13 protein-coding genes are annotated in these 16,477 nt (G+C 39.5%); 12 read left to right on the top strand and 1 reads right to left on the bottom strand.

Translation table 11 applies throughout. The features are described 5' to 3' along the window. Positions 1 to 8: 8 nt before the first annotated feature. The 9 genes from ligA to ACIFUW_RS07750 all read left to right on the top strand — a co-directional run bounded on the left by ligA (position 9) and on the right by ACIFUW_RS07750 (position 9,754). Positions 9 to 2,045 carry an NAD-dependent DNA ligase LigA gene (gene ligA, locus ACIFUW_RS07790; RefSeq protein ID WP_002303894.1) on the top strand — a complete coding sequence of 679 codons (2,037 nt, stop codon included), beginning with the start codon at positions 9 to 11 and terminating at the stop codon, positions 2,043 to 2,045. A gap of 105 nt (positions 2,046 to 2,150) precedes the next feature. Next, positions 2,151 to 2,456 carry an Asp-tRNA(Asn)/Glu-tRNA(Gln) amidotransferase subunit GatC gene (gatC, locus tag ACIFUW_RS07785; RefSeq protein WP_002288477.1) on the top strand — a complete coding sequence of 102 codons (306 nt, stop codon included), beginning with the start codon at positions 2,151 to 2,153 and terminating at the stop codon, positions 2,454 to 2,456. Next, on the top strand, positions 2,456 to 3,928 hold the full coding sequence (gatA, locus tag ACIFUW_RS07780; RefSeq protein WP_002288475.1) for an Asp-tRNA(Asn)/Glu-tRNA(Gln) amidotransferase subunit GatA: 1,473 nt from the start codon (positions 2,456 to 2,458) through the stop codon (positions 3,926 to 3,928). Before gatC ends, gatA begins: the two co-directional genes overlap by 1 nt. After that, entirely contained in the window at positions 3,925 to 5,355 is a 1,431-nt protein-coding gene (gene gatB / locus ACIFUW_RS07775; RefSeq protein ID WP_002288473.1) for an Asp-tRNA(Asn)/Glu-tRNA(Gln) amidotransferase subunit GatB, read from the top strand. Before gatA ends, gatB begins: the two co-directional genes overlap by 4 nt. A 9-nt stretch (positions 5,356 to 5,364) precedes the next feature. Next, positions 5,365 to 6,420, top strand: coding sequence for a diacylglycerol kinase (locus ACIFUW_RS07770; RefSeq protein WP_169040275.1), 1,056 nt, complete (start codon positions 5,365 to 5,367; stop codon positions 6,418 to 6,420). Positions 6,421 to 6,530: 110 nt separating this feature from the next. Next, on the top strand, positions 6,531 to 7,904 hold the full coding sequence (rlmD, locus tag ACIFUW_RS07765; protein WP_002288467.1) for a 23S rRNA (uracil(1939)-C(5))-methyltransferase RlmD: 1,374 nt from the start codon (positions 6,531 to 6,533) through the stop codon (positions 7,902 to 7,904). Between the two features lie 2 nt (positions 7,905 to 7,906). After that, complete coding sequence (locus tag ACIFUW_RS07760; protein WP_002295229.1) at positions 7,907 to 8,035, top strand: 30S ribosomal protein S9; 129 nt, start codon at positions 7,907 to 7,909, stop codon at positions 8,033 to 8,035. A 439-nt stretch (positions 8,036 to 8,474) separates the two neighbouring features. Continuing rightward, positions 8,475 to 8,663, top strand: coding sequence for a hypothetical protein (locus ACIFUW_RS07755; protein ID WP_002288466.1), 189 nt, complete (start codon positions 8,475 to 8,477; stop codon positions 8,661 to 8,663). Positions 8,664 to 8,740: 77 nt separating this feature from the next. Next, positions 8,741 to 9,754, top strand: coding sequence for an alpha/beta hydrolase (locus ACIFUW_RS07750; protein ID WP_002305639.1), 1,014 nt, complete (start codon positions 8,741 to 8,743; stop codon positions 9,752 to 9,754). A 66-nt stretch (positions 9,755 to 9,820) separates the two neighbouring features. On the opposite strand, the gene ACIFUW_RS07745 is transcribed toward ACIFUW_RS07750, so the two are convergent. Continuing rightward, positions 9,821 to 10,855: a LacI family DNA-binding transcriptional regulator gene (locus tag ACIFUW_RS07745; RefSeq protein WP_002296414.1), complete on the bottom strand. Its 1,035-nt coding sequence runs from the start codon at positions 10,853 to 10,855 to the stop codon at positions 9,821 to 9,823. A 114-nt stretch (positions 10,856 to 10,969) separates the two neighbouring features. Between ACIFUW_RS07745 and ACIFUW_RS07740 the strand changes: the two genes are divergently transcribed. The 3 genes from ACIFUW_RS07740 to ACIFUW_RS07730 are packed head-to-tail and all read left to right on the top strand — an operon-like array spanning position 10,970 to position 16,051. Next, on the top strand, positions 10,970 to 13,195 hold the full coding sequence (locus tag ACIFUW_RS07740; protein WP_002302763.1) for an alpha-galactosidase: 2,226 nt from the start codon (positions 10,970 to 10,972) through the stop codon (positions 13,193 to 13,195). Positions 13,196 to 13,212: 17 nt separating this feature from the next. After that, complete coding sequence (locus ACIFUW_RS07735) at positions 13,213 to 15,096, top strand: glycoside hydrolase family 2 (protein ID WP_002289518.1); 1,884 nt, start codon at positions 13,213 to 13,215, stop codon at positions 15,094 to 15,096. Then, a complete protein-coding gene (locus ACIFUW_RS07730) occupies positions 15,077 to 16,051 on the top strand; it encodes a beta-galactosidase small subunit (protein ID WP_002289516.1) in 975 nt (324 codons plus the stop codon). Before ACIFUW_RS07735 ends, ACIFUW_RS07730 begins: the two co-directional genes overlap by 20 nt. Positions 16,052 to 16,477 lie beyond the last annotated feature (426 nt).

Raw genomic sequence — 16,477 nt, 5'->3', positions numbered from 1 at the left:
GGTAAATGATGGAACATGAAATGACGATTGACGAAGCTGCTAAACGAGCAGAAGAACTTCGTACAAGACTGAACCAATGGTCTCGCGAATACTACGTAGAAGATAAACCAACAGTGGAAGACTATGTTTATGATAAAGAATACGCAGAATTAGTAGCAATCGAGGAACAATATCCTGATTTGATCACGTCTGATTCTCCCACTCAACGAGTAGGCGGAAAAGTATTAGAAGGTTTTGAAAAAGTCACTCATGATATTCCGCTTTACAGTTTGAACGACGTTTTCAGCAAAGAAGAGCTGATAGCTTTTGATCAACGTGTACAAAAAGCAGTGGGACGTGTAGTTGACTATTGCTGTGAACTAAAAATAGATGGACTTTCCGTTTCTTTGCGTTATGAAGATGGAAATTTCGTGAGAGGTGCGACTCGCGGGGATGGAACTGTAGGAGAAAACATCACTGAAAACCTAAAAACTGTCCGGTCGGTCCCAATCAAATTAAAAGAACCAATGAACATCGAAGTAAGAGGCGAATGTTTCATGCCAAAACGGTCATTTGTCCAATTGAACCAAGACAGAGAAGCAGAGGGAAAAGATATCTTTGCGAATCCTCGGAACGCCGCAGCTGGTTCTTTGCGTCAGTTAGATTCTAAAATCACAGCGAAAAGAAATCTGGACACTTTTTTATACACAGTAGCTGATTTCGGTCCTATGCAAGCAAAAACCCAGTATGATGCGCTAGAAGAGCTAGAAAAAATTGGATTCCACACGAATCGGGAAAAACGTCTATGTCATTCGATTGATGAAGTGTGGTCATACATTGAAGAATATCATGACAAACGTGTGGATTTGCCCTATGAAATCGATGGAATCGTCATCAAAGTGAATGAATTCTCGCTACAAGATCAACTTGGTTTTACTATCAAAGCACCGAGATGGGCAGCAGCTTACAAGTTTCCGCCAGAAGAAGTTGAAACGCTAATCGAAAACATCGAATGGACAGTCGGTCGAACAGGGGTAGTAACGCCAACAGCTATCATGACACCAGTCCGAGTAGCAGGAACGACAGTAAGCCGTGCCAGCCTGCATAACGGTGATTATATTAAGTTGAAGGATATCCGCTTGAAAGATACAGTTCTGATTTATAAAGCGGGAGACATCATCCCAGAAGTTTCGCAAGTCGTGTTAGATAAACGACCTAAAGACAGCGAAGAATACCAATTGCCTACACATTGTCCAGTTTGTGGAAGTGAACTTGTCCATTTGGATGAAGAAGTAGCCTTACGGTGCATCAATCCTAAATGCCCTGCTCAAATGAAAGAAGGTTTGAACCACTTTGTTTCAAGAAATGCGATGAATATCGATGGGTTGGGGCCGCGCGTACTAGAACAGATGTATGATAAAAAACTAGTAGCAGATGTTGCTGATCTTTACAAATTGACAGAAGAAGAGTTATTGACGTTGGACAAAATAAAAGAAAAATCAGCAAATAATATTTTGACAGCAATCGACAACAGCAAAGATAATTCGGTCGAGCGGTTGATTTTCGGGTTAGGAATCCGACATGTCGGAGCGAAAGCAGCAAAAATTTTAGCAGAACATTTCGGTGATCTAGAAACATTGAGTAAAAGTGACTATGAGTCGATTATTGCGCTTGATACGATCGGTGATATCATTGCCGACAGTGTAGTCACTTATTTCAGTAACGAAGAAGTCCATGAATTGATGAATGAATTAAAACAAGCAGGCGTCAATTTCGAATACAAAGGGCTTCGAAATGCCCAATTGCAAGAAGTCGAGTCTCCTTTTAAAGAAAAAACAGTAGTCCTTACTGGTAAACTAACACGATTTACTCGTGAAGAAGCAAAAGAGACGATCGAAAATCTTGGCGGGAAAGTGACTGGTAGCGTATCGAAAAAAACGGATATCGTGGTAGCAGGAGAAGATGCTGGCAGCAAGCTGACCAAAGCACAAGAATTAGGAATCGAAGTTTGGACAGAAGATCAAATGGCAGATGCATTGGCTAAAAGTCGCTCAGTAGAAGAATGAAAAATGAGTTTTTTCAGACAAATTTCAATAAACAATTTCAGACACGGCACTCTTGTGTTAAAATAGAGAGCAAAGTTTTTAACTCGTTTAGAAAGAAGGGGTAGTATGGCGATTAGTGAAGAACAAGTGAAACACGTTGCCAAATTAGCAAAACTTGCGTTCGCAGATGAAGAACTTGCAAGTTTTACCGACCAATTAGGTAAAATCATCGATATGGTTGAAATGCTGGAAGAAGTAGATACGGAAGGTGTTCCATTTACGTCGAATGTGGTTGAAACAGTAAACGTGATGCGACAAGATCGGGCGCAAGCTGGATGGAACCGCGATGAATTATTGAAAAATGTGCCGGAAACAGAAGACGGCTTTATCAAAGTACCCGCAATCATCGATAATGGGGAGGCTGGCGCATAATGACAGAATTACACAATCGTTCTCTAGAAGAACTGCATCATATGCTTGTATCGAAAGAAATCACTGTACAAGATTTGACAAAAACAACATTTGAACGAATCAAAGAAACAGAGCCTGAGGTCGAGGCATTCATTACATTGAACGAAGAAAAAGCATTGGAACAGGCAAAAGCTTTAGATGAAAAAGGGATTGATGAAAGCAACGTCCTTGCTGGTATTCCAATTGGTATCAAGGATAATATCGTAACAAAAGATATCTTGACAACCGCTGCATCTAAGATCCTTTACAATTTTGAACCAATTTATGATGCAACGGTCATGGATAAAATCTATCAAGCAGATATGATCCCTGTTGGTAAGCTAAACATGGATGAATTTGCTATGGGTGGAAGTACAGAAACTTCTTATTTCAAGAAAACAAAAAATGCTTGGGACCCAACAAAAGTACCTGGTGGCTCTTCTGGTGGTTCTGCAGCAGCAGTTGCAGCTGGACAAATTCCAGTTTCTTTAGGTAGTGATACTGGGGGAAGTATCCGCCAACCAGCAGCTTTTAACGGCATCGTAGGGATGAAACCTACTTATGGCCGTGTCTCACGTTTTGGTTTGATTGCCTTTGCTTCATCTCTTGACCAAATCGGACCAATGACCCGTACGGTGAAAGATAATGCATTAGCATTGACAGCTATCAGCGGTTATGACGAAAAAGACGGTACTTCTTCAGGCGTTTCAGTTCCTGATTTTGCAGAGGGACTGACAGGCGACATCAAAGGAATGAAGATTGCTTTACCTAAAGAATACTTAGGCGAAGGTGTGGCCCCTGGCGTAAAAGAAGCTGTATTGAAAGCAGCAGAAACATTCCGTTCATTAGGTGCTGTTGTGGAAGAAGTCAGCTTGCCTCATTCAAAATACGGTGTGGCTGTTTATTATATCATTGCCTCATCAGAAGCAAGTTCCAATTTGCAACGATTCGATGGTATCCGCTACGGTTATCGCTCTGAAAATGTGAAATCATTAGATGATGTATATGTCAACTCACGTTCAGAAGGATTCGGTGAAGAAGTAAAACGCCGTATCATGTTAGGTACATTCTCCTTAAGCGCGGGTTATTATGACGCTTACTTCAAAAAAGCAGGACAAGTCCGTACATTGATCAAACGAGATTTTGAAAAAGTCTTTGCAGATTATGACTTGATCATCGGGCCATCTTCACCAACAGTTGCATTCGGAATCGGTGAGAACATTAACGATCCAATCACAATGTACATGAGTGACATCTTAACGATCCCTGTCAACTTGGCTGGACTTCCAGGTATGTCTGTACCGGCAGGTTTATCAGAAGGATTACCAGTTGGATTGCAGATCATCGGTAATTATTTTGATGAAAAAACGATGTATCAAGCGGCATATGCGTTTGAACAAGCAACAGAATTCCATAAACAACAACCAGCTATTTTAGGAGGGAAAGACGAATGAATTTTGAAACAGTCATTGGACTAGAAGTCCACGTCGAGTTAAAAACCAACTCAAAAATTTTCTCTCCAGCGCCAGCTCATTTTGGTGCAGAACCAAACAGCAATACAAACGTGATCGACTGGGGTTATCCAGGCGTGCTGCCAGTAATGAATAAAGCTGCGCTGGAATTCGGGATGAAAGCAGCTTTGGCATTAAACTGTGAAATCTCTAAAGATACTCATTTTGACCGGAAAAATTACTTTTACCCAGATAATCCAAAAGCATATCAAATTTCCCAATTTGATCAACCAATCGGTCATGACGGATGGATCGAAATCGAAGTAGAAGGTAAAAAGAAAAAAATCCGGATCGAACGTGTCCATTTAGAAGAAGATGCTGGAAAAAACATGCATGGTATTGGCGGTTATTCTTACGTTGATTTGAACCGACAAGGCACGCCTTTGATCGAAATCGTTTCTGAAGCTGATATGCGTTCACCAGAAGAAGCATACGCTTATCTAGAAGCATTGCGATCAATTATCCAATTTACAGAAGTCAGCGATGTGAAAATGGAAGAAGGCTCTATGCGCTGTGATGCCAATATTTCTCTTCGCCCTTATGGACAAGAAGAGTTCGGTACGAAAGCAGAATTGAAAAACTTGAACTCTTTATCTTTCGTGAAAAAAGGTTTAGCTTTTGAAGAAAAACGTCAAGCAAAAGTTCTTCTTTCAGGAGGAGAAATCCAACAAGAAACACGCCGTTTTGACGAAACAACGAATAAAACAGTTTTGATGCGTGTCAAAGAAGGGTCTAGTGATTATCGTTACTTCCCAGAGCCTGATATCCCGAAATTCGTGATCGATGACGAATGGATTCAAAAAGTAAAAGCTAGTTTGCCTGAGATGCCAGCTTCTCGTCGCGAACGCTATATCCGTGAGTTTGGACTTCCAGAGTATGACGCAATGGTATTGACACTTACAAAAGAAATGTCTGATTTTTTTGAAGCTGTTTTGGAAAATGGTGCAGATGCCAAGCAAGCATCTAACTGGTTGATGGGTGAAGTTTCTGCTTACTTGAACAGTGAGAAACTGGAATTAGCTGAGACAAAATTGACACCTGAGAACTTAGCAGGAATGATTCGTTTGATCGCCGATGGAACGATCAGCTCAAAAATCGCCAAAAAAGTCTTCCGTGAATTGATCACAAATGGCGGAGAAGCCCAAGAAGTAGTTGAAAAAAATGGTTGGGTGCAATTATCTGATCCGAACAAACTACTGCCAATCATTAATGAAATTTTGGATAACAACCAACAATCTGTCGATGATTTCAAAAATGGAAAAGATCGTGCGGTTGGCTTCCTAGTCGGTCAAATCATGAAAGCAACTAAAGGACAAGCAAATCCTGGTGTCGTGAATAAGCTACTTAAAGATGAATTAGCGAAACGATAGAGGCTGAAAATGAAAAAAGCACGCGTAATTTATAACCCCACCTCGGGAAAAGAATTATTGAAAAAAAATTTGGCGGATATCCTACAGGCATTAGAAGAAGCAGGATTTGAAGCCAGCGCCTATGCAACTACACCAGAACCAGATTCAGCCAAGAATGAAGCATGTAGAGTCGCAGAACTAGGTTTTGATCTAGTAGTGGCAGCTGGTGGCGATGGCACAATCAACGAAGTGGTTAATGGAATCGCTCCGCTTGAACACCGTCCTAAAATGGCCATCATCCCAGCTGGTACAACGAACGACTATGCTCGAGCATTAAAAATTCCTAGAGATAATATTAAAGCAGCAGCAGAAGTGATAAAAAAACACCAAACCGTAAAAATGGACATCGGCCTTTCTGATAACAGTTACTTCATCAATATCGCTGCAGGTGGCTATTTGACAGAATTGACTTATGAAGTTCCATCAGAACTAAAGAGTATTTTTGGTTATCTTGCTTATCTTGCGAAAGGAGCAGAGATGCTCCCTCGAGTAAAGCCAATCAAAATGCGCTTGAAGTATGATGAAGGGGAATATATCGGAAATGCTTCGATGTTTTTCCTAGGGCTGACGAACTCTGTTGGAGGATTCGAACAGATCGCGCCAGATGCCAAATTGGATGATGGGAAGTTTTCTTTAATCATTGTGAAGACAGCAAATATCTTTGAGATCTTGCATATTGCAGCACTCATGCTGAATGGCGGTCGACATGCCGATGATCCAAGAATAATCTATACCAAAACAAGCAGTTTGTTCGTTGAAACAGAAGATGATATCAATCGACCAGTAATGATCAACTTAGATGGTGAATACGGCGGGGAAGCACCGATGCATTTCCAAAATCTTCATCAACACATTGAGTTCTTTGCCAATACCGATCAGATTCCTGATGAAGCAATCACAGGTACAGATGAAGAAGAATTAGAGGTTGTCAGCAAAGAATTCGTAAAAGAAGTCGAACGTTTAACGGATGAAGATATCGACGGTGACGGAAAAATAGCAGACGAAACACCTAATCAAAAGAATTAATCAAAAGCCGGTGCTGAACGTAGTAAGGTCAGTGCCGGTTTTAGTTGTGTAATTAGCTGATTTATAGTAGAGTTCAGTAGGATTGAAAAATAGGCTTAAAGGAGCAAAATATGACAGAACAGCAAATAGTAAAGAAAAACGAACGATATACAGTCGAAATCGTCGACTTGAGTTATGAAGGAATGGGGGTAGCAAAAATCGATGGTTATCCATTATTTATCGAAAATGCACTCCCTGGAGAAGAAGTAGAAATACTAGTAGTAAAAGCAGGCAATAAGTTTGGATATGGAAAAGTCGAAACATTTATTACACAATCACCTGATCGTCAGCCTGTAGAAAACAATGCATTACTTCGCATAGGTATCGCACCTTTAGCCCATTTGAAGTATGAACAACAGCTTGTCTTCAAACAAAAACAAGTAGAGCATGTAATGGCGAAGATTGCTAAGATGCCAGAAGTTCCTGTACTTCCAACGGTCGGAATGGCAGAACCATTCGGCTACCGTAATAAAGCACAGATCCCTGTTCGCCGTATCGATGGACAGTTAGCCACCGGTTTTTACAAAAAGAATAGCCATGATCTAGTCCCTATCGAAGATTTTTATATCCAAGATCCTGTCATCGATCAAGCAATCAAAGTAGTCAGAGATATCTTGCAACGGTTCCAAGTACGAGGATATAATGAAGAAAAAAATGAAGGACAGCTTCGTCACATCATTATCCGTCGTGGTCATTATTCCCATGAAATGATGGTCGTTTTAGTTACTCGTAAAGAAAAATTCTTTAAATCCAAGGAAATTGCTGAAGCTATTCATGAAGAATTGCCAGAAGTGGTTTCGGTCATCCAAAATATCAATGAAGAAAAAACAAATGTGATTTTAGGAGACAAAGAAAAAGTTTTATATGGCAGAGACTATATCGAAGATCAGCTATTAGGAAAAACCTATCGAATCTCAGCAAAGTCATTTTATCAAGTAAATACTCAACAAGCAGAGTATCTGTACCAAACAGCCATCGAGTTTGCCGAGTTAGATAAAAAAGACATTGTGATCGACGCTTATTCAGGAATAGGTACGATTGGCTTGTCTTTAGCAGACAGAGTGGATAAGGTGTATGGGATGGAAGTTATTCCAGAAGCAATTGAAGATGCACAGTTCAATGCTTTAAATAATAAAATCGAAAATGTTCATTATGAAGTCGGAAAAGCAGAAAAAGTTATGAAAAAATGGCAAGAAAAAGGGATCAAACCATCTGTGATCGTAGTTGACCCTCCACGAAAAGGATTAGATCATCATTTTATTGAATCAGCAATCGAAATGTCACCAGAACGAATCGTCTATATCTCATGTAATCCGGCAACTTTTGCAAGAGATGCTAAGTTATTTGCAGAAGCAGGTTATGCCGTGAAGAAAGTTCAGCCTGTAGATCTTTTCCCGCAAACCCATCATATCGAATTAGTCGCTTCATTCGTTAAAGGAGAATAAAAATGGACCAAAAAGAAAAAATGAAAGAATTGATCAAAAAGAAACAAGGTGGAGGCCGATCCAAACAAATGGAAACACCTAAGAATGATCGTAAAAACATGAGAAAAGGCCCTAAAATCTTTAATAAATAGACGTGCTAAAGAAAGACTAAGAAGTGTTAACTTTTGTTATTGTTTCTTAGTCTTTTTAGTTAGTCTACATTATTTTGGCGATTTGCCAATAAGGACTGTTGAGTTGTGCAAAATCAAATCTGGGTCAGAATGAACGTCATTCTGTCTCAGATTTTTCGTTATTTCAATTTGATTAACTGATTGATCAAAAAGATTTTTATTTTCATATTCTCAAATGATTCAACACTAAATATACATGTTTGACGCGGAAATTATTATTCGATTTTGGCGGCATCAGGGGGGATGACGACGTAGCAGACCCATTATTTTACTCAAGAAAATGTCCGTGCCTATTATTTAGAATACGATAGTGAACGTGCTGGGAGTTTTGTTCTTTTAGAGAAAGTCTCTGAAGATAAATTAGTTGTCTTAGATTTTGACTGTAACGAAAAATGGCGAAATGGAAGAGCACCAGCAAGTGATTGACCGGATCTACGAAGCGACACGATATCTGCCTTTGGATCGTTTGTGCTTAAGTCCTCAATGTGGATTTGCTTCAACAGAAGAAGAAAATGTTTTGTTTGAAGAACAATGGAAAAAATTTCTTTTGTCAAAAGCATTGCAGAAGAAGTTTGGGGAAAATCATTAAATCATCTAGGAGAGCTTGATAGGAAATAACACTATGGTATAATCAGAATGCTTAATACTAACTACTGAGGGAGCCTTATGAAAAAGAAAATTCTTAAATTTATCGGATGGTTCTTCGGAATCATTCTTGGGATCGCGTTTGCAATCTTTCTTGCCTTCCAGCTTTCCCCCAGACCTGGAGCATTCTTGATCAACCATATGTTTTCAAATACTGTTCAAATCACTGATAAAAAAACGTTCGATCAAGCAGAAAAAAACGTGGCGAAAAAAACAGATTTGACGTATGAGTCCAAGTATAAAGAGAATACTTATGACATCTACTATCCAAAAAACAGCAAGGGGCCTGTTCCTGTTCTATTTTGGGTACATGGTGGAGGATTCGTCGGCGGAGATAAATCGGGTGTCAAAGAATTTGCGACAAAATTAGTTTCAGACGCCAACATCGCAGTGGTTGCGATGAATTATGAATTAGCGCCTGATTCAGAATACCCTAATCAAGTTCTTCAAGTGAATGAACTGATCAAAGATTTATTAGCTGAAGAAAAAGACGACAAATTGCTAGACATGGAACAATTATTTTTTGGTGGAGATAGTGCAGGTTCACAAATCGCATTGCAATATGCAGCTATACAAACGAATGATGCGTATGCTAAACAAATGAAAATCAAACATCTACTTCCAAAAGATAGTCTGAAAGGAACCATTTCTTATTGCGGACCTGTTGATTTGAAGCTAACAGCACAGCAGCATTCGGATGATCGATTTATGAAGTTTTTCGTCAAAACCGTTGCGTGGTCGTTGATTGGAACAAAAGATTGGAAAACGAGTGAGCAATTGAAAGAAGCTAGTGTGGCTGACCATGTTTCTAAGGAATTTCCGCCAACGTATATAACTGACGGAAATGCATACTCATTCCAGGAGCAAGGTCAAGCATTAGAAAATCGGTTGACAGAATTAAAGGTACCCGTGCAATCCTTGTTTTATACAGATACAAAAAAAGAGATTACCCATGAATACCAATTTGATTACACGCTAAAAGAATCGCAAAATTGTTACCAGCAGACATTGGATTTTGTGAATAAGTATAAGTAAGAGGTTGTGAAAAAGCCGTTTCGTTTTGAGTATGAAGAAACGAAGCGGCTTTTCACAACCTCTCTTTCAATACCTTTTTGTTCTTGGGATAAAACTTTCCCTAACAATCAATCGTGCAGGATAAGTCAAAATGATTGGTTCGTCCCGTATACCGTCAATTCGCTCCAATGCCATTCGAACAGCTGCTTGCCCAATTGATTTCGCATTGATTTGAACACTGGTCAAGCCAGGGGAGAGGTTTGCGATTGTCTCGATATTATCAAAGCTTGCTACAACAATCTCTTCTCCAATTTGGATATTTTTTTGTTTCAATGCCCGATAGACACCAATTGCCATTGGATCGCTCCCGACAAGAATGGCAGTAGGAAGAGGGGATTCATTTTCTAATAGATTAGTCGCAAGTACCTCACCTTGTTTTTCTGTCCAGCCACCTAGATGATAAGACATATATTTTTCTAAGTGATGATCGATCATAAAATGCTGATAGGCACGCATCCTCTTTTCATTTATAGAAATCTGCTTCCCACCGAATTCATCCATATCGACTTTATATCCCCCGATATAGGCTATTCTTTTATGACCATTTTCTAAGAACAATTCCAGTACGGTTTTAGTCATCCGTTCAAGATCTGCATACACCATATCGACCTCTTGCTGGATGTCAGGGTTATCCACGACGACTATTTGCATGTTTTGTTTTAACAAGGCGGTAATCGATTCTTTCGTAACAGTCCCAACAACGATCACCGCACCTAACTGATCTAGATCTTCCCATTGTTTAGGATTATCAGATAGATTATAGATTCGATTCATCCCTAAATGCAGACGTCGAGCTTCTTCTTCCATCCCTACTCGCAAATGTTTGTAATAGATATCCTGTTCTTCGCTCGCTTTGCCGATCGTAGAGATCACACCAATCGAAGGCATTCTCTTTTTGATATATTTACGAGTACTGATGTCATAATCCAACGCAGCAGCTGCCTCTACTATCCGTTGCCGAGTAGTCTGAGCCACATGGATCGTCTGATCGTTATTCAACACACGGGAAACTGTAGCAGGAGAGACATTTGCCTTTCGTGCGACATCTCTAATTCCAACCATTTTTACACACTCCTCAAAAAAATAAAAAATTTTTATTGACAAAATTGTTTAGTAAACAGTATACAGGAATTATAAAAAAAAGTAAACGGTTTCCGTTTTGTTGGGAGTGAAATGATGGATATTACGCATAGAAAAACAGATAAAAATTTCATCTTATTTGATGAAAAGAGCCGAGTCTTCCATTTACGAAATACATTTCTTTCTTATCTGATAAAGATAGAAGAAAGCAATGTATTGGCGCATATTTATTTTGGCAAACCAGTCAAGCAGTACAAAGACAATAAAAATTATCCCCGAAGAGATCGTGGATTTTCAGGAAATGTTCCCTTAAATCCTGACCGGTCTCTGTCGAAAGATACACTACCGCAAGAATACTCTTCTCATGGCAGCATGGACTTTCGAACGCCCGCATCGATCATTCAGCGCAAGAATGGATCAGACTTACTGGATCTGAGATATGACAGCCATTATATTACAGATGGGAAGCCAGAGATCGAAGGCTTGCCTCAAACTTATGTGATGGACAAGTCAGAGGCACAAACGTTGGTGATTTCACTTAAGGATAGAGAAACAGCGATTTATTTCGATTTGTTCTATACCATATTTACTGATAGAGCAGTGATCACACGATCTGTAAAGATAAGAAATGAAACCGGAGAAACAATCAAACTAGAAAAAGCGGCTAGTTTCCAGCTAGACTTTGCCCATACTAGGCGATTTGATGAAGTCATTGCTTTGCCAGGAGCACATGTCAATGAAAGACAGATTTCACGGCAATCTGTTTTATCTGGAACAAAAGTATTTGAAAGCCGTCGAGGAACGAGCAGTCACCATATGAATAACTTTATTGCTTTAGTTCATCATCATACGACAGAAAATACTGGAGAAGCGATCGGACTTCAATTTGTTTATTCCGGCAACCATTCTTTCGAACTTGAAAAAGATCAGATCAATCAATTGAGAGTCGTCGGTGGGATCAACAGCCATCGTTTTTCGTGGGAATTGAATGCAGGCCAGTCTTTTCAAACACCTGAAATGATCCTTTCTTACTCAAGTCAGGGATTGAACAAAATGAGTCAGATCCACCATGAGTTGCTACGTGAAAGAATCGCAAGAGGTCGTCATCAATTTGCTGAACGGCCGATTCTGGTCAATAACTGGGAAGCCACTTACTTTGACTTCAATAGTGAAAAAATCAAGGCGATCATTGATGAAGCAAAGGAGCTAGGCATCGAAATGTTCGTATTAGATGATGGCTGGTTTGGAAAAAGAGATGCGGACAATTCTTCATTAGGAGACTGGTTCGAGTATGAAGGCAAGTTGACAAATGGATTACGTGAAATAGCAGATTATGCTCATAGCAAAGGATTGAAATTTGGTTTATGGTTTGAACCTGAAATGATCTCGGTTGATTCTGAACTGTATCGAACACATCCTGATTTTCTTATGCAGGAGCCAGGTAGAATGCCTTCTGCTTCCAGATCACAACATGTACTGGATTTTACAAGGTTAGATGTTCGGCAGACGATTGAGAAACAAATGAGAAAGATTTTAGATACGATTCCTCTTGACTACATCAAATGGGATATGAACCGTTCGCTTTCAGATGTCTATTCGATTACCCTTGACCCACAGAGACAAGGAGAAGTAGCGCATCGTTATATGCTCGGGCTTTATGAACTACTTGAACATTTGACAACTGATTATCCGGAAATCTTATGGGAAGGCTGTTCTGGTGGAGGTGGACGGTTTGATGCCGGGTTTATTTATTATATGCCGCAGTCATGGACAAGTGATAACACGGATGCAGTGGAGCGTATGAAAATCCAATATGGAACAAGCCTTGCTTATCCGATTTCGTCCATCACAGCTCATGTATCAGCTGTACCAAATCATCAGACCGACAGATCTACTTCGTTGAAAACAAGAGGAGAAACAGCTATGAGCGCTGTTTTTGGTTATGAACTGGATTTGACAAAGCTGTCTCCTGAAGAAGAAAAGCAAGTAAAAGACCAAATTATATCCTATCAAACGATTCGTCCGGTGATCCAGTATGGCCATTATTATCGTTTGGCGAGTCCTTTTGAAGAAAATATTGCCGCATGGATGTTTGTGTCTCCTAAACAAGATGAAGCTATTGTGTTTTTAGGGAGGATACTAGCTTCAGCTCAACCAGCGTTCCATGAAGTATATCTGATGGGGTTAGATGATGAGGCACTTTATCAGGAACAGACCTCGAAGCGGATATTTTCGGGGGCCGAATTGATGACAGTTGGACTTTACTTCCCCGATTTTCAAGGTGATTTCCAAACAGAACTGCTTCATTTCAAAAAGTTATGAGAGAGAAGGAAAAAAGTATGAAAGCAAATATAAAATGGTTAGATGATCCACAAGTTTTTAGAGTGAACCAATCAAATGCACATAGCGATCATGTTTGTTATGCAACAAGGGAAGAAGTAGAAACCACATCCTCCCTTAAACAGTCTTTAAATGGATCATGGCGTTTTTGTTATTCGCCAAATCCTTCGGTACGACCAAAAACATTTTATAAAAAAGATTTTGATGCCTGTTCTTTTGATGAAATCACTGTTCCTAGTCATATTGAATTAGCAAATTATGACAAGATCCATTACATCAATACGATGTATCCGTGGGAGGGACATGTATTTCGCCGTCCCCCTTTCACGACAAGCCCTGAGAAAGAGGCGGAAGGGATCTTTTCAGCTGCTAAAGACAATCCGGTTGGTTCGTATTTGACGACTTTTCGATTAGAAGAAGGTCTAAAGGGAAAACAAATCTCGATTCATTTTGCTGGTGTAGAACAAGCAATGTTTATTTGGTTGAATGGTCATTTTATCGGGTATGCCGAAGATTCGTTCACTCCGTCTGAATTTGATTTAACACCTTATTTGGAAGAAGAAAATATTCTAGCTGTGGAGGTTTACAAAAGAAGTACAGCTGCATTCTTGGAAGATCAGGACTTTTTCCGATTTTTTGGGATCTTCAGAGATGTCTTCTTAGTTGCTCGAGGACAAAACCATTTAGAAGATCTTTGGATCAAACCTCGCTTAGATGACAAATGTCAAAATGGCAAACTTGAAGTAGATTTGTCTTTTGAGCAAGTAGCCAAAAACAGTCAGCTGAATGTAGCGATACTAGATCCTGATGGGAAGGAAATCTATCAACAGCAATATCCGTTAAAAGAGCAAATGACGATTCGCATCGATGGATTTGAAAATGTGGCACTGTGGGGGCATTTTCAGCCCAATTTATATAAGCTTGAATTGGAGACGATAGACGAAGAAAAAAGAGTAACGGAGTATATTGACTATTCCTTCGGTTTTCGTAAAATCGAAATCAAAGATAAAATCATCTACTTCAATGGAAAACGGATGATTATCAACGGGGTAAATCGACATGAGTGGCATCCGAAAAAAGGACGCGCCATCACTATAGAAGATATGGAAAAAGATTTGGCTATCATAAAAAATGCAAAGATCAACGGCGTACGGACATCTCATTACCCCAACCAGATCACTTGGTATTATTTATGCGACCAAGCAGGAATCCATGTGATGGCGGAAACGAACCTCGAATCCCATGGCTCATGGCAAAAAATGGGCGCATTTGAGCCTTCTTACAACGTACCAGGTGCAGTACCTCAGTGGCAGGCGGCTGTTCTTGATCGAGCAAAAACGAATTTCGAAACATTAAAAAACCATCCAAGTATTCTTTTTTGGTCTCTTGGAAATGAATCTTATGCGGAAGAAAACATTCGACAAATGAACGATTACTTCAAAAAAGTAGACCCCGATCGACTTGTCCATTATGAAGGGAATTTTCCAAATCCAGCATTCGAAGATTCGATTTCAGATGTAAAAAGCTGCATGTATGCGCCACCAGAAGAGATCATTGACTACCTTGAAAATAAAGCGGAAAAACCGTTCATCTTATGTGAATATATGCATGACATGGGGAATTCGTTAGGTGGAATGGATTCTTACATGACGTTGCTTGATCGTTATGAAATGTACCAAGGAGGCTATATATGGGATTTTAAAGATCAGGCGATCCAAGTGACTGATCCAATCACAGGCAGAGAAGTGATGCGCTATGGCGGTGACTTTGACGATAAACCAAGTGACTATGAATTCTCAGGGAATGGGATCGTTTTTGCAGATGGACAAGAAAAACCCGCCATGCAGGAGGTAAGATATTATTATGAAAAATACAGTAAATAAAAGTCATATGGATACGGAAAAAGTTGCAATCGTCTTCGGCGACTGTACATTAGGTGTCAAATCGGGGAATACGCATTATATTTTTTCTTATACAAGAGGCGGACTGGAATCGCTCAATAAAAACGGAAAAGAATGGCTATACCGGGAAACACTTCCAGTTTTTTGGCGAGCAACGACCGATAATGACAGAGGTAGCGGATTTGGATTTAAATCCGGTATGTGGTTAGGAGCCGGATTGTATCCAAAAGTCAAAGAAATAGAAGTACTGGTGGACAATAAAAAGATCGATTTGCCGATTGCTCCAGTAAATAATCAATATTCAAGTAATGAATACGCTGAAACGGTTGAAATCATTTTTACACTGGAAATCAACACAGTACCAAAAACCCAAGTGACAATTTCCTACCAAATCGCTGGAGAGGGTAAAATGCTTGTCAATATGCATTATTATGGACAAAAAGGATTACCGGAATTACCCGCATTGGGTTTAAGGTTCATTATGCCAACGAAAGCAAAATTTTTTGAGTATGAAGGCCTATCAGGGGAAACATATCCGGATCGGATGGCTGGTGGTGTCGAAGGTATTTATAAAGTGGCAGGACTCCCCGTTTCCCCATACCTTGTTCCCCAAGAATGCGGCATGCATATGGAAACGAAATGGGTAGAACTAACAAGAAATCAAACGTTGGATAATACGGATAAAGATCAAGAAGATTTTTCGTTGCGATTTGAACAGCAGGATACGCCATTTGCTTTTTCCGCTTTACCATTCAAAGCAGAAGAACTGGAACAGGCAACACATATAGAAGAACTACCGCCAGAAAGACGAACGGTTCTTACGATTTTTGCAAAAGTAAGAGGAGTCGGGGGTATCAATAGCTGGGGAGCGGATGTTGAGTCACCTTACCGAATCAGCAGCGAAGAGGACCATGAAATCGGCTTTATTATTCAGTAGCAATCTTTAGATTATTATTTGAAAAACGGAGTTTACAAGACAAAGCTGCTTTATTCTATATGTCATGAACAAGAGAGTAAAAAAGTTCTCAGATACTTTTGTTCATGACTATTTTCTTCAATAAAACCAATTGTTATTTTTCTGAAAAACAAAGTTAACTATCAGAAAATTAAAAAAAGTTTCATAAAAATGATTGACAGTCGATTTTTTTATGTCTATACTAGGTACAATTCTTACATCAGTTTGGAGCGATTTTTTATGAAATCTAGAAAACTTACAAAACTGAATACGTATTACTTTAGCTATTTTAGATAGGTTTGTATTCATGACTTCGTGGGTACAAACAAACCAGGTTTGTATCTATGATGGCTAAAGATTTTTAAACACGACTTACAGCCACGTAGAGAAATTCATCTATAGTGGCTA

It is taken from the genome of Enterococcus sp. PLH-Efm8, from assembly GCF_053011625.1.
This window is presented reverse-complemented; position numbering and strand designations above follow the sequence as displayed.

Bases quoted from the DNA above. Each gene is read 5' to 3' on its own strand.
- ligA (WP_002303894.1), top strand. From the start codon at position 9: ATGGAACATGAAATGACGATTGACGAAGCTGCTAAACGAGCAGAAGAA.
- gatC (WP_002288477.1), top strand. From the start codon at position 2,151: ATGGCGATTAGTGAAGAACAAGTGAAACACGTTGCCAAATTAGCAAAA.
- gatA (WP_002288475.1), top strand. From the start codon at position 2,456: ATGACAGAATTACACAATCGTTCTCTAGAAGAACTGCATCATATGCTT.
- gatB (WP_002288473.1), top strand. From the start codon at position 3,925: ATGAATTTTGAAACAGTCATTGGACTAGAAGTCCACGTCGAGTTAAAA.
- ACIFUW_RS07770 (WP_169040275.1), top strand. From the start codon at position 5,365: ATGAAAAAAGCACGCGTAATTTATAACCCCACCTCGGGAAAAGAATTA.
- rlmD (WP_002288467.1), top strand. From the start codon at position 6,531: ATGACAGAACAGCAAATAGTAAAGAAAAACGAACGATATACAGTCGAA.
- ACIFUW_RS07760 (WP_002295229.1), top strand. From the start codon at position 7,907: ATGGACCAAAAAGAAAAAATGAAAGAATTGATCAAAAAGAAACAAGGT.
- ACIFUW_RS07755 (WP_002288466.1), top strand. From the start codon at position 8,475: ATGGAAGAGCACCAGCAAGTGATTGACCGGATCTACGAAGCGACACGA.
- ACIFUW_RS07750 (WP_002305639.1), top strand. From the start codon at position 8,741: ATGAAAAAGAAAATTCTTAAATTTATCGGATGGTTCTTCGGAATCATT.
- ACIFUW_RS07745 (WP_002296414.1), bottom strand. From the start codon at position 10,855: ATGGTTGGAATTAGAGATGTCGCACGAAAGGCAAATGTCTCTCCTGCT.
- ACIFUW_RS07740 (WP_002302763.1), top strand. From the start codon at position 10,970: ATGGATATTACGCATAGAAAAACAGATAAAAATTTCATCTTATTTGAT.
- ACIFUW_RS07735 (WP_002289518.1), top strand. From the start codon at position 13,213: ATGAAAGCAAATATAAAATGGTTAGATGATCCACAAGTTTTTAGAGTG.
- ACIFUW_RS07730 (WP_002289516.1), top strand. From the start codon at position 15,077: ATGAAAAATACAGTAAATAAAAGTCATATGGATACGGAAAAAGTTGCA.